The following is a 12,746-nucleotide window of genomic DNA, read 5'->3' as shown; positions in this document are numbered from 1 at the left end:
GTGGAGGGTAGGGCGTGATCGCCGGATGTCTCGCACTGAATGCGTCGTATGAACCCCTGACCATGGTGCCGCTTCGGCGAGCGCTACGGCTGGTGATCGACGGCAAGGCGGAAATCGTCGAGGCCGACACGGGCATGCCCGTGCGTTCGGAACGACAAGCATTTCCGCGCCCGGCGGTCATCCGCCTGACCCGATTCGTGCACGTGCCGCGACGATTCCGTCGCCAGGTCACGAACACGTTCCTGTTCGCCCGTGACGACTATCAGTGTCAGTATTGCGGGCGTCGCTCTACTGAGCTCAAGCCGCGGGAGTCGCTCACGCGCGATCACCTGATCCCGATCTCGCGCGGTGGCTCGAACGAGTGGACGAACGTGGTGACGGCCTGCAGTGGCTGCAACACGAAAAAGGCGAATCGTATGCCCTCCGAAATCGGCATGACGCCGCTCCACGCCCCGTCCGAGCCGCACTTCGTGCATCTCAGCTGGGCGGTGCGGCGACTGACGCCCATTCAGGCGCAGTACATCAAAGTGTTCTACGGCGAGGAGACGCTGCGCGAACTCGAGAAGATCGAGGGCGCCGTCGTCACGGCCTAAGTCAGTACGTCACGGCGGGACTCTTCGCCTCGAGCCGTCGCACTTCACCGCCCAGCAGGCGGCTCGCCAACGACCGTACGCCGCGGGTGAGCGCGGTGCCGGGACTTCGCTTTCCGCGCACCGCCGGCGAGGCTTCGCCGCGCAGCCACCGCTCGAGTTCGTCGAGGTCGCTCACGTCGAGCGTCTGCAACTCGGCTTGCACCGCCACGTAACTCTTGCGTCCGCGTGGTGGTGCGGTGAGCGCGGGGAGGTACGGTAGTTCGCTGGCGGCGCGCGCGTCGGAAAAGCGCACGTAGCTGCCCAGTGGCATCAGGCGTCCCGCCACGAAGCGCCCCACTTCGTACGTGCGGTCGATGGCATCGTAGCGCACCACGATGTCCCATTCGGCGCGGCCGAGCACGTCGTCAAACCAGCGGCCGATGGTCCACACTTCGGCCCGCACATGCAGGCGCGCCGGGAATCCGCTGCGCAGCAGTTCGTCGAACGGTTTCTCGGTGAGCACACCACGGATCGCCACCTGCGGCGGGAACGACGTCGGTGCTACCCGAATGTCGATCTCCGGGCGCGACTGCGCCGACGCCGTTCCACCAACTCCCGTCAGGAGTAGCAGAACGGCGACCAGCGTGCGAACCATCGAATGCACCGACCGCGACGCGTGTGGCAATTCGAGAATCAGAAGCGGCGACTGAGCCGCATGTAGACATTCGGAGACAGGCCGCTCTCCGAGACCGCCTGCGCCACATACACGCCGAAGTTCCCGAAATCAAAGCCGCCGCCCAGATCGGTGCGCCACGACTTGATGTCGGGCACGCCGCCCTTTGGGTAAACCAGGTTGTCGCTGTCGCGCGGACCGACCAGCCACCCGCGCCCCGAGTTCGCGAACACCACCCAAGCGCCGTCGGCCTTCACGCGACCGAACACCCAGCGCCGATCACCAAGATCGTCGTCGTCGCCAAACAGATTCACCCGGAAGTCCCCCTTCCACTCGATCTGCAGCAACGCCATGCGATCGCACAGCGCCGGTCGGCCGAGTGCCGCGTACGCCTGTTCGTCTCCCGTGGCGCAGGTGCCGACGTCGGTGTCGCTGAGCTGACGACGGAAGTCGAAGCCCGGCAGTGCATCGATGCCGCTCACCGAGAACCGGCGCTGCGCCGGCAGCGGGTCGCCGCTGACCCACCCGCCCAGCACGGCGCGCATGTTCAGTGAGCCGTTGGGGCCGAGGCGGTTGTAGCGGCGCAGGTCGAGCAGGGCACGGGAATACACGACGTCATTGCCCAGCGCCGGCACCGGGTCGAGGGAGATGTACCGCGCCAGATCGCCATCCCCGCGCTCATATTCGCCGCGCAGATACCAGCCGGCGCGCGGATCCTTCGGACTGTTCCGCGTATCGAACGTGGCCGACACGGTCAGCAGCTTCATCACGCCGTCCTCGGCTAGCGGATTCACTCGCCACGGCACCTTGTCGTTCACGATCGACAGTACGTTGCGCGCCCGCCGTGACCTCCAGCGCTCTTCGCCGTACGACGCCTTCACCTCCGACCCTCGCCCGGCAAACAGGCTCACGTAACCCTGACCGCCATGACGCTGCCAGTAATCGCGGTAGTCGCGCGTGAACAGAAAGGCATTGAGTCCGACTTCGGTGTCGGTGAGCTGCCACTTCTCGACGGCGTCCACTTCGTCGAACAAGCGGCCGCCAATCGCCACGCCGGCACTATTGCCCTGGCGCACTTCGAACAGCACGCGGTGGCCAAGGTTCTCGCGCTTCCACGTCAGCGCATCGCCCGTACGGAAGATGCCGAACACCTCAGCACGTACGCGCGTGTCGCCGCTGCGGGCGCGAACGCGCGGACCCACGTAAATCGGCAGCCCTTCCACGCGGTTGTACGTGTGCGCCGTCGTGACCAGCAGGTCGCTCCGTGTCCGGCCGCTGCTGCGTTCGTCGTCCCGCATCCAGCTGGACCAGCGGGAGAAGAAATCGAGATCGGCCACCAGCGTGTCACCCACCTCGTGGTAGCGATACGCCGCGCTCCACACGCGAATTTCGCCGCCCACATTCGGGCGCTCGGGTGAGTCGAACGCGCCGCCGATTATCGTGAGCGAGCGCTCGATCCGCGCGCCATCCACCAGCGCGGCGTCGCCGTTGAGCACGACGACTTGGCCGGTCACTACGCCGGCCAACCGTGCGCGGCCGCCAAGGACGGCGAGATCGCCGCGCACGGTATCCGTTGGCGCCAACGCGAAGTCACCGCGCACGCGCCGGGTCGCCGGGTCGTTCCATACCGCCGTGACCTCGAGCGCCACCTCGCGCGGAACGCCGCCCAGCCGCCGTGCGCGTTCTGGGTCCCCGTCGCGATCCCGCTGGGCCGACGCCGTTGCGCACGGCAACGCCGTCCACATCACACCGAGCATCGCGAGGACCATTCTGGCCTGACCACGTGGGGTCATGGCTGTCTTCATCAGTTTCTCCTGCTTCAGGTTCACGGCCACCAAGGGCACGTCATGTACCACACGCGCCGCACAGGGACCCGCCTCGCACGAACGTCATCGATTCCGGACAACGGGTGTGTCTTCTCGATACGCGATACGAGCGCAGACACTCGAATCACACCAAAGGTTTGAACGGCGCGCGTCATCACTCGCCGGCCGATGCCAGGCCCAGTCGGCGCATGCGTCGATACAGATTGGGCCGATCGGTTTGCAAGCGTCGCGCGGCCTCGGCCACGTTCCCATCACTCTGCGCCAGCGCCGCCGAAATGAGTCGGCGTTCATAGGCATCGAGGGCATCGCTCAGTGGTAGGATCGGCAGCGTCTCGCCCGCCCGCTCTGCATTCTGGCTCGCGGGCACACTGAAGGGGTCTGCGGCCACGGTGGGCAGCACCTGCAACACTTCCCCACGCCCCACCACGCTGCCGGCGTGCAAGATCGCCAGCCGCTCGACGATGTTGGCAAGCTCGCGCACATTGCCGGGCCACCGATAACTACTCAGCGCACCGAGGGCGTCGTCGTGCCATTGCACGAGTGGACGTCCAGTGCGCGTGCGATGTCGCGCCGAAAAATGTCGCACGAGTGCCGGCAGATCACCCGGCCGGTCGCGCAGCGGCGGCAGCTGAATCGGGATCACGTTCAGTCGAAAGAACAGATCCTCGCGGAAGCTGCCGTCGGCCACGGCGCGCGCCAAGTCCTTGTTGGTCGCGGCCAGAATGCGCACATCGATCTTGATCGGCTTGCCCCCGCCCACGCGTTCGATTTCGCGCGCTTCGATGGCGCGCAACAGCTTCGCTTGTGCTTCGGCACCGAGGTCGCCGACTTCATCAAGGAACAGCGTGCCGGTGTGGGCGAGCTCGAAGCGGCCGAGGCGTCGATCGGTGGCGCCAGTGAACGCGCCCCGCTCGTGGCCGAACATCTCGCTTTCCACAAGATCGCGTGGAATGGCTGCGCAGTTCACGCGTATGAACGGGCGATCGCGTCGCGGACTGGCCAGGTGCAGCGCTGCGGCCACGAGTTCCTTGCCTGTGCCCGATTCGCCCGTAATAAGCACACGCGCGTCGGTCGGACCCACGCGCGCGATGAGTGCGCGCACGTCATGCATCACCGGTGACTCCCCGACCATCTCGCCCGAGATGCCGAGATCTTCCCGTAGGGCCGCAGCGGCGCGACGCGCCTGACGCAGCTCGAAGGCCGACGCGAGGGCCAGCAGCACCCCCTCGGGGGTGAGTGGCTTCTCGAGAAAGGTGAAGGCGCCAAGCTTGGTAGCCCGCACCGCATCGGTGAGTGCGGCGCGACCGCTCATCATGACGACGGGCATGTCGGGGCGACGTTCCCGCAGTTTCTGCAGGAGCGCCAGTCCATCGAGGTCGCCCGGCATCATGAGATCGACCAGCGCGACGTCCGGCTCGTTCGCTTCCGCGAGGGCGAGCCCGGTGGCCCCGTCGGCGGCATCGCGCACGTCGTATCCCTCGGCGCTCAGCAGGGCGCCGACCATCCGTCGGATGTTCGGTTCGTCGTCGACGATCAGGACACTGGGCATGGCGGCTGCCGACTACCGGTTGGCGTCGAGCGGGACCGCGGCCGAACGCTGTTCCAGCAGCTTCGAGGTGAAGCGCTGCGCTTCGCTGAGACGCTCCATCTCCACGGCCACGGTATCGATGTTGCGCTCCATCGCGTCGAACCGTTGCGCCAGCTGCGCCTCGAGCGCGTTGTCGGCACGCGCAGCGCGACCGCGACGGTCGATGGCGCGCGCGATGGCGCGGGCAATCGGCCAGCCGATGAACACGGCGATCACCGAGGCCGCCAGCGCCCAGGACATTTGCACTAACCCCGGCGGTACGACATCCCGGAGCGGAATGGTCGTGGTGTTCTCGCCCTGTGAGAGCACGACGTTGCCGTCCTTCACGTTGATGCGCACGTTGTCGCCGCTGCCGTCGCCGGTGAAGACGATCGTGCCGGGAGGGAGCGGCTCGGCCGGAGCACGCGCGGCGTCGGCATCAGCCTGCTGTGCATCGCGCGTGGCCTGTTGTGCATCGCGCGTGGCCTGTTGTGCATCGCGAATCGTCTGGGCGATTTCTGCCTGCAGGCCCTGTGAGGCCGGCTGATGGCGCACGCTCTTCATAAAACCCGCTCCGCTTCAAGCTTGGTTCGGTCCGACAGCAGCTTCGTCGTGAAGCGCTGCCCTTCACTGATGCGTTCAACTTCCACCGCCACCGAATCGACTGCCCGCTCGATGGCTGCGAGCCGCTGCGCGACTTCCGGAGAAAGGGCGGCCGGCGTGATCATGGCGCGCTTCTCGATTCTGCGCGCAACGGCACGCGCCAGCGGACCGAAGACGACCACCATCATGATCATCGCTCCCATCGCCTGCACGATGTCCACGACGCCGTTGGGGAGGCTGCGCTGCGCCCGCGCGGGCGGCGGCTGGATGGCGGTCGTGGTCATGCCGTCGACGCTTAACAAGGCCTTCCCGTCGGCCGACACCTCGATGCTGCGTCGCGTGCCGTCGGACGACGGCATCGTGATGAGCAGGCGATCGCCGAGCGGTTGAACGTTCACCGCTGTGGGTTGATTCTGGGTCATGCCGTGGTCTCGCGAATGGGGAGGCGCAGTATGATCTCGGTGCCCTGGCCAAGCGCGCTTGTGGCGTCGATGAATCCCTGATGGGCTTCCATCGTCTGTCGCGCGATGGCGAGCCCGAGTCCTGTGCCGCCAGGCTTGGTCGTCACGTACGGGTCGAAGATGCGCGCCAGCGCGTCGGGGGCGATGCCGCAGCCGCTGTCGCGGATCGTGATCGTGACATGGGGAGCCGCGTAGCGCAACGCGATGTCGATCTGTCCCGACGCACCGCAGGCATCGACGGCGTTCATCAGCACGTTCGTCACGGCGCGAACGAGCGGTTCGTGGAAGCCGTGCACCAACGGCAACGCGTCGTCGGCGGCGATCGCCACGGCGAGCCGCTCGGGGACCGTACTGCGCGCGACGCGGGTGACGAGCTCCGACACATCGATGTCGGCCGCCGGCCCATCGGGAAGACGGCCGAACTGGGCAAAGCTCTTGGCCATCGTTTCCAGACGCGCGGCCTCCTCGGCCAGCACTTCCACGGTGTCGCGCAACTCCTCGGGGGCGGAACGCCGCAGTCGGTCGACTGCAAAGCGGATCGGCGTGAGCGGGTTCTTGAGCTCGTGCGCAAACCGGCGGGCCGATTCGCGGAACGCCTCGGCGCGCTCGGCCTCGAGCGCCCGTCGTCGTCCCGTTTCGAGTTCCTGAGCCATGGTGCGCATCCCCGTTCGCAGTACTTCGAATTCCGGTGCGCCGCGGCGCTCCGGTTGCCCCGGGATGGGCCGCCCCGTGCGGATCAACCCGGTCCATCCCACCAGTTCATCGAGCGGACGGCTGAGCTGACGACTCAGATGTCCGGCCACGCGCGAGGCACCGACCGCCACCAACAGCACCACCAGCACCGCGCCCGTTACGACCAGACGCATCGAGCGACCGGCTACGAAATCGAAACGACGTGCCAACTCCACCGACTGGCGCAGTTCGGCTTCGTGCCGTTCCACCGCGGCCCGTTGCTCGACGGTGAGCGGCGCGGACCGCGTGGCGGACAGCGCCTGTTCGCCACTGAGCGCGATCCGCTCCCACGCCGATCGGGCCGACAACATCGAGAGGGCCCGACTGGCCGTACCGACACCCACCAACGCGACCGCCACGGTGGGGACGAGCGCGAACAGAATCAGCATGGCGAACAACCGTGACCGGAACGGTGCCCGGGACCCGGCGCGTGCGAGCCGACGCCGCTCCCTACGAGAGCCTTCGGAGGAGGGTTTCTCTCCCGGACGGTTCTGAGGGTTCGACCCGCTTTCGTCAACGGTCGGCTTCCGCATCTCGTTCATAGTCAGTAATTTACGTGGCTGTACCCGATCCCGGAGTGGAATGGCAACGTCGTGGTCCCTAGCCCCTTTGGTCGAGCAACGTGCGCAGGAGCATCCCGCACGCGTGCTCGCCACGAATGGTGAACGGACGTGGACCTATCAGCAGGTGGACGCCGACGCGTCCTCCCTGGCTGCTGCTTTCTCCGAATTGGGGCTTGGCACGGGCGATCGCATAGCGGTCAACCTGCCGAACGGCGTCGAGTGGATCATCGCCACGTTAGCGGCCGCGAAGTTGGGCGCTGTCGTGGTGCCGGTCAGTCCGCAGCTCAGCATTCACGATCTGCGCTACCAGCTGCGACACGCTGAAGCGAGCGCCGTCGTCACCATCGAGAAATGGGACGGGGTCGACTTTCTACAGCGCTTCGAAGAATTACTCGGCGATCTGCCCGACCTGCAGTACGTGGTCACGGTAGGCGACGAGGACCTGTGGTACGACGACCGGATCTTCCAGTTCGAAGATCTCGTCTCGAGCGGCACCGGACGATCGGTTCCGCGACCAGCGGTGTATGACGAGACGGCCGACCTGGCCGTCATGTACACGTCGGGAACGATGGGCAAGCCGAAGGGCGTGCCACTGTCGCACCGGGCGCTGGTGGAAAACGCGGTGCGTGTGGCGGAGATCCTCGAGATTTCGCCGGACGACCGTGTGCTCGGAGCGGTTCCGTTCTTCGCCATCTTCGGCTTCGGCATCATGCTGGGCACGATGGCACGTGGAGCGACGATCGTGCTGCAACCGTCTTTCGACCCGGCGCGCGCCCTCGCGCTCATCGCCGACGCGAAGGTCACGGTGCTGCACGGCGTGCCCACGCAGTATCACCTTCTCATGCGTGAGGAGTCGTTCGACCCGTCGCGACTCACGTCGCTGCGAGCCGGCGTCATTGCCGGCAGTTCGGTGGACGAGGCGCTGGTGCGCCGGGTGCGTCGCTGGTGCGATGTGCTCGTGGCGTACGGCCTCACGGAAACCGGACCCGTGGTCACGATCACCCGCTTTGCCGACAACGACGAACGTCGTTTGAGCACCGTGGGCTGCGCCCTTCCCGGCGTTGAGATCATGGCGATGGATCTGATCACGGGAGAGCTGCACGGACCCGAAGCGGTCGGCGAGATTGCCGTCCGCGGGTCCAATCTCATGCGGGGCTATCTCCGCATGCCGGCCGAGACCGCCAAGGTCACCACGTCGGACGGATATTTCCTCACCGGTGATCTGGGGATCATCGATGAGGATGGCTATGTGAAGATCGTCGGGCGGCGGCAGGAGACGATTTCGCGCGGGGGCATGCAGCTCTACCCGCGCGAACTCGAGGATCGTCTGCGTGCGCATCCGGCAGTGGACGATGTCTGCGTGATCGGCGTGCCCCATGATGTCATGGGAGAGCTGGTGTGCGCGTGCATCGTGCCAGTAGAAGGGGCAGTCATCACGGGTGGCGAGATCAAACGCTTCGCCCAGGAAACGATGGCGGCCGACAAGGTTCCCGATTTCGTCCGCTTCTTCGATGTCTTTCCCATGACGGGAAGTGGCAAAGTGCGGCGGCGAGAACTCGCGCGGGCAATCGCGCTGAGTGCGAATACGATGAGCGCTTCGGCGCTGCATGGCAACGCGCTCGATCACTCCGTTTTGTATCCAGGCTAGTACATGAGTCGACATGACACCCGGTCCCGCAGTGCGGCACCGTCCCGTACCATCGCGCCGTTCCATCGTGGACCGCAGGCCGTCACTCCGATGACGTCGCCGAATGCCGCACCGCCGGCCCACGCACCGAACGCCGCGCTGCTCATCGATTTTGACAACGTCACGATGGGCATCCGCTCCGACCTGCAGGGAGAGCTCAACAACCTCCTCTCGTCGGACATCGTCAAGGGTAAGGTCGCGGTGCGCCGCGCCTACGCCGACTGGCGTCGCTACCCGCAGTACATCGTGCCGCTTACCGAATCGTCGATCGACCTGATCTTCGCGCCGGCCTACGGTTCGTCGAAGAAAAACGCGACCGACATCCGGCTCGCCATCGACGCCATGGAGCTCGTCTTCACGCGCCCCGAGATCGGCACCTTCGTGCTGCTCTCCGGTGACTCCGATTTCTCGAGCATGGTCATCAAGCTCAAGGAATACGGCAAGTACGTGATCGGCGTCGGTATCCGTGAGTCGTCGAGCGACCTGCTCGTGATGAACTGCGACGAGTACTACTCGTACAATGCGCTCGCCGGCCTCACCAAGACGGGCGACGACGAGTCGACCCGCTGGGATCCGTGGGAGCTGGTGACCGAGTCGGTGAATCGCATGAAGCGCAACGGCGACGTGATGCGCAGCGACCGTCTCAAGCAGGTCATGCAGGAAATCGACTCGTCGTTCGACGAGAAGAACCTCGGCATGCCTAAGTTCTCGCGCTTTGTACAGGACGCGGCCCACAAGGGGCTGCTCAAGGTCACGAAGCTCGACAGCGGCCAGCTTGAAATCGACACGCCCGATGGCAGCATCGCTCCGGCGTCGAGCGCGAGCGCCGCGGCGCCCGCCGAACCGCGTCGTGATGAAAGCGATCGTGAGCGCGACGAACGTCGTGGCCGTCGTGGCCGCCGTGGCCGTGGCCGCGATCGTTTCGACCGCACCCCGGTCGACGGCGAAGTGCGCGACGCGGCGCAGGATGCCGCCGACGACGAGCATGATGCCGCCGACGATGCGATGGACGCGGCGGAGCAGGTCGGCTTCGCGCCACTGCTCGACATGGCAGCCGTTGACGTGCCGGCAGACGCCGATGCGACCGGTGAGCCGGGTGTCGAGGCGTCGGATGATGCCGCCGGCGAAGGTGAGCGGGAAGCGCGTCGTGGTCGCAACCGTCGTGGCCGTGGCCGCGATCGGTTCCGCGATCGTGAAGGGCGCGAGCCGCGTGTTGACGCCGACGCCGCGGCGCAGGCCGATGGCGCGGTGGCTCCGACGTTGCTCGAGCCGGTGTTCGTCGAGTCGAAGCTCGTCGAGCCGGTGTTCGTCGAGTCGAAGCTCGTCGAGCCGACGTTCGTCAAGGCGCCGGCCGCAGCCACCCCGACCTTCGGTTCAGCGGTGGCAGGTCACATCGGCAGCAGCGGTGAGCGGCTCACGCGCAGCGAGGCGTTCGACCTCGTGCGACGTGCGGTCGAAGCGCTGGTGCAGGGCGACGATTCCACGAGCGCCAGCGAGGCGCGCACGAAGGCGTTCGAACTCCTGGGCCGCGACAGCGAGTCGTTGAGCTCGCGCATGTTCGAGCGGATCCTGCAGGACGCGCATGACGCGAACATGATCGACCTCCGTCGTCGTGGAAACGACTTCGAAGTCGCTCGGGCCGCCGATGCCGCGTCGATCGTGGAGCAGCTCAAGACGGTGGACGACGCGCAGAAGGCCGAGTTGAAGGCGGCCGCGGCGCTGCTGCCGCAGGCGCCGCGTGGTATGGGTGCCCGTGGTGTCGCTCCGCGCGGTGGATCGCGTGGGCGTGCCCCGGCCGGTCCGCCGGCCGACCTGCTCATGTTCGGCGTCGTTGGTGCCCGTCCGGTCGGAGCGGTTGCTCCGGCCACGAACGGCACGACGGCGGCCGCGCCTGCTCCGGCGGCGGCTCCGGTCGCACCCGTGGTCGTGCCGACCGCTCCGGTGGTGGTCGACGCACCAGCCGCTCCGGCTCGTGGTCGTGGTGGCAAGCCGGCCGCCAGAAAGGAGACGCCGGTGAAGGCGGCTCCGGCCAAGGCCGCTCCGGTGAAGACGCCGGCGCCTGCCGCCAAGAAGACGGTGGCCAAGGCTCCGGCCAAGGCATCGACTGCACCGGCGAAGCCAGCGCCCAAGGCCGCCAAGGCCCCGGCCAAGGCCGCCAAGCCAGCGGCCAAGGCTCCGGCCCCTGCCGCCAAGAAGGCGGCGGCCAAGGCTCCGGCCAAGAAGGCCGCGAAGAAGCGGTAAGCAGAGCGAAGGTGATGTTCGGCGCCCCACTGCCGGCCGGGTTTTACGACCGGGATCCGGCAGTGGTGGCCCGCGAACTCCTCGGCGCCGTGCTACGGCACGAGGATGAACTGGGAGCTGTCAGTGGCCGGATCGTGGAGACCGAGGCATACCTCGGACCTCACGATCCGGCTTCGCATTCGGCCGTGGGCCGGACCGCTCGCACCTGGCACATGTTCGGCCCACCCGGGGTCGCGTACGTGTACTTCGTGTACGGCATGCATTGGTGCGTGAATGCCGTGACGCGCGAAGAGGGCTACGGCAGCGCCGTACTCATTCGCGCCCTCGAGCCGCTCGAGGGGATCGAGCGCATGCGGGCCCGACGACCCAAGGCGCGCCGCGACGCGCAGTTGTGCGACGGCCCCGCCAAGCTCTGTGCCGCCCTCGGCATCGATCGCACGCTCGATGGTGCGGTCCTCACGGGAGGGTCAGCGCTGACGATTCACGCGGGCGCGCCGGTCCCGGACGATCGTGTGGTGGTGGGCCCGCGGGTGGGGATCAGCAAGGCGGTGGAGTGGCAGCTCAGATTCATAAAGGCGAAGTAAGGGGTCGGGAGTACGGAGTATGGGGTACTCCCGACCCCGTACCCCCTACCCCGTACTTCGCCGTACTGCCAACAACGTCACGTCATCTGCCGCCGGGTCCCCTGCGGCGTGTACATGCACGGCGTCGAGTACGCGGTCCAACAGTCTGTCAGCGCTATCGGCCGGCGCGGTGAGCAGCGCGTCGGTGGCGTCGTCACCGAACAGCATGCCGTTGGGCGCGCGGGACTCGGTAATGCCGTCGGTGAGCACCAGCAATGTCTCGCCGGGCTCCAGGATGATTGTGCGCGCGATGAACGGAATCTCCGGCAGCATCCCGACCGCCGGGCCGGTTGGCGGCAGCATCGTGCGAACGCTGCCGTTGGCGCGCACCACGCGCGGTGGCTCGTGGCCGCCGTTCACGTACGCGATCGTGCCGGTGGCCGGATCGAGCGCGCCCACGAACAGCGTCGCGAACATGTTGGCGCGACCGTGGGTGTTGGCGATGTAGTCGTTCGTGACCGTCACCGCATGCAGCACGCGCGACTCCAGCATCTCGACCGTGTGCGAGCCGACCTGCGACGCGCTGACAGCGCGGATCAGCGAGCGGAACAGCGCCATGAATAGTGCCGCCCCCACGCCTTTGTCGCAGACATCGCCCAACACCAGCGCCACCGCGCCGTCGGGCAACCGGAACGCGTCGTAGAAATCACCGCCCACTTCACGGGCGGGCTCGAATCGCGCCGCGAACTCGTAGCCCGGCACCGTGGGCAAGCTCTCCGGCAAGAAGTCGCGCTGAATGCGCGCGCCGACTTCGAGATCCTTCTGCATGCGACGCGAGCGGGCCTGCTCGCGATCACGCAGTCGCTTCTTCTCGAGTGAGGCGCCCACGCGGGCGCGCAGCAACACGGGGTCGAACGGCTTCGGCAGGTAATCCTCGGCGCCGAGCTCGATGCACTTCACGACGGTTTCGAGTTCGGTGTTGGCCGAGATCATGATCACCGGGATGTGCCGCGTGGCGTCGCTGGCCTTGAGCGCCGTGAGGGCGCCGATCCCATCGAGCACCGGCATCATCACGTCGAGCATGATCAGATCCCAGCTCGGATCGCGTGTGAGATCGAGCGCTTCCTGGCCGTCGTTGGCGGTCGTCACGACATGGCCCATACGCTGCAGGCGACGCGATAGCAGATCGCGGTTCACCTCGACGTCGTCGACCACCATGATGCGTGCCGGGGCCGACCGGTCGTCGGTCATCGACTGG

The 12,746-nt window shown here is 66.9% G+C and carries 11 protein-coding genes; 4 read left to right on the top strand and 7 right to left on the bottom strand.

All coding sequences use genetic code 11. The features are described from left to right. Window positions 1-14: 14 nt before the first annotated feature. Window positions 15-593: an HNH endonuclease gene (locus tag RMP10_RS13945; protein WP_309670605.1), complete on the top strand. Its 579-nt coding sequence runs from the start codon at window positions 15-17 to the stop codon at window positions 591-593. A 1-nt stretch (window position 594) separates the two neighbouring features. Here the strand turns inward: RMP10_RS13945 and RMP10_RS13940 are convergent, their stop codons facing one another. From RMP10_RS13940 to RMP10_RS13915, 6 genes are all read right to left on the bottom strand, one after another. After that, the gene (locus RMP10_RS13940) at window positions 595-1,227 is read right to left on the bottom strand and encodes a hypothetical protein (RefSeq protein ID WP_310570826.1); all 633 of its coding nucleotides are present in this window, start codon (window positions 1,225-1,227) and stop codon (window positions 595-597) included. Between the two features lie 38 nt (window positions 1,228-1,265). Further along, a complete protein-coding gene (locus tag RMP10_RS13935) occupies window positions 1,266-3,050 on the bottom strand; it encodes a BamA/TamA family outer membrane protein (RefSeq protein ID WP_310570825.1) in 1,785 nt (594 codons plus the stop codon). 175 nt (window positions 3,051-3,225) lie between these two features. Beyond that, window positions 3,226-4,620, bottom strand: coding sequence for a sigma-54 dependent transcriptional regulator (locus RMP10_RS13930; RefSeq protein WP_310570824.1), 1,395 nt, complete (start codon window positions 4,618-4,620; stop codon window positions 3,226-3,228). A 12-nt stretch (window positions 4,621-4,632) separates the two neighbouring features. Continuing rightward, window positions 4,633-5,202 (bottom strand): hypothetical protein, encoded by a 570-nt coding sequence (locus RMP10_RS13925; protein ID WP_310570823.1) that lies wholly within the window; start codon window positions 5,200-5,202, stop codon window positions 4,633-4,635. Continuing rightward, window positions 5,199-5,663, bottom strand: coding sequence for a hypothetical protein (locus RMP10_RS13920; RefSeq protein ID WP_310570822.1), 465 nt, complete (start codon window positions 5,661-5,663; stop codon window positions 5,199-5,201). The genes RMP10_RS13925 and RMP10_RS13920 overlap by 4 nt, the downstream gene beginning before the upstream one ends. Next, window positions 5,660-6,823, bottom strand: a complete 1,164-nt coding sequence (locus RMP10_RS13915; protein ID WP_310570821.1) for a HAMP domain-containing sensor histidine kinase — start codon at window positions 6,821-6,823, stop codon at window positions 5,660-5,662. The genes RMP10_RS13920 and RMP10_RS13915 overlap by 4 nt, the downstream gene beginning before the upstream one ends. Window positions 6,824-7,016: 193 nt before the next feature. Between RMP10_RS13915 and RMP10_RS13910 the strand changes: the two genes are divergently transcribed. The 3 genes from RMP10_RS13910 to RMP10_RS13900 are packed head-to-tail and all read left to right on the top strand — an operon-like array spanning window position 7,017 to window position 11,509. Then, on the top strand, window positions 7,017-8,645 hold the full coding sequence (locus RMP10_RS13910; RefSeq protein ID WP_310570820.1) for an AMP-binding protein: 1,629 nt from the start codon (window positions 7,017-7,019) through the stop codon (window positions 8,643-8,645). A 3-nt stretch (window positions 8,646-8,648) separates the two neighbouring features. After that, window positions 8,649-10,925: an NYN domain-containing protein gene (locus tag RMP10_RS13905; RefSeq protein WP_310570819.1), complete on the top strand. Its 2,277-nt coding sequence runs from the start codon at window positions 8,649-8,651 to the stop codon at window positions 10,923-10,925. Between the two features lie 14 nt (window positions 10,926-10,939). Next, on the top strand, window positions 10,940-11,509 hold the full coding sequence (locus RMP10_RS13900) for a DNA-3-methyladenine glycosylase (protein ID WP_310570818.1): 570 nt from the start codon (window positions 10,940-10,942) through the stop codon (window positions 11,507-11,509). 45 nt (window positions 11,510-11,554) lie between these two features. Here the strand turns inward: RMP10_RS13900 and RMP10_RS13895 are convergent, their stop codons facing one another. Continuing rightward, window positions 11,555-12,739 (bottom strand): SpoIIE family protein phosphatase, encoded by a 1,185-nt coding sequence (locus tag RMP10_RS13895; RefSeq protein ID WP_310570817.1) that lies wholly within the window; start codon window positions 12,737-12,739, stop codon window positions 11,555-11,557. Between the last annotated feature and the right edge of the window lie 7 nt (window positions 12,740-12,746).

This window comes from Gemmatimonas sp., assembly GCF_031426495.1.
GTDB lineage: Bacteria > Gemmatimonadota > Gemmatimonadetes > Gemmatimonadales > Gemmatimonadaceae > Gemmatimonas.
The sequence above is the reverse complement of the archived record's forward strand: the minus strand, read 5'-3'. Positions and strand labels throughout refer to the sequence as shown.

Coding starts and splice junctions, on each gene's coding strand:
- RMP10_RS13930 (WP_310570824.1), bottom strand. CDS start 4,620: ATGCCCAGTGTCCTGATCGTCGACGACGAACCGAACATCCGACGGATG.
- RMP10_RS13910 (WP_310570820.1), top strand. CDS start 7,017: ATGGCAACGTCGTGGTCCCTAGCCCCTTTGGTCGAGCAACGTGCGCAG.
- RMP10_RS13900 (WP_310570818.1), top strand. CDS start 10,940: ATGTTCGGCGCCCCACTGCCGGCCGGGTTTTACGACCGGGATCCGGCA.
- RMP10_RS13925 (WP_310570823.1), bottom strand. CDS start 5,202: ATGAAGAGCGTGCGCCATCAGCCGGCCTCACAGGGCCTGCAGGCAGAA.
- RMP10_RS13940 (WP_310570826.1), bottom strand. CDS start 1,227: ATGGTTCGCACGCTGGTCGCCGTTCTGCTACTCCTGACGGGAGTTGGT.
- RMP10_RS13905 (WP_310570819.1), top strand. CDS start 8,649: ATGAGTCGACATGACACCCGGTCCCGCAGTGCGGCACCGTCCCGTACC.
- RMP10_RS13935 (WP_310570825.1), bottom strand. CDS start 3,050: ATGAAGACAGCCATGACCCCACGTGGTCAGGCCAGAATGGTCCTCGCG.
- RMP10_RS13915 (WP_310570821.1), bottom strand. CDS start 6,823: ATGCTGATTCTGTTCGCGCTCGTCCCCACCGTGGCGGTCGCGTTGGTG.
- RMP10_RS13895 (WP_310570817.1), bottom strand. CDS start 12,739: ATGACCGACGACCGGTCGGCCCCGGCACGCATCATGGTGGTCGACGAC.
- RMP10_RS13920 (WP_310570822.1), bottom strand. CDS start 5,663: ATGACCCAGAATCAACCCACAGCGGTGAACGTTCAACCGCTCGGCGAT.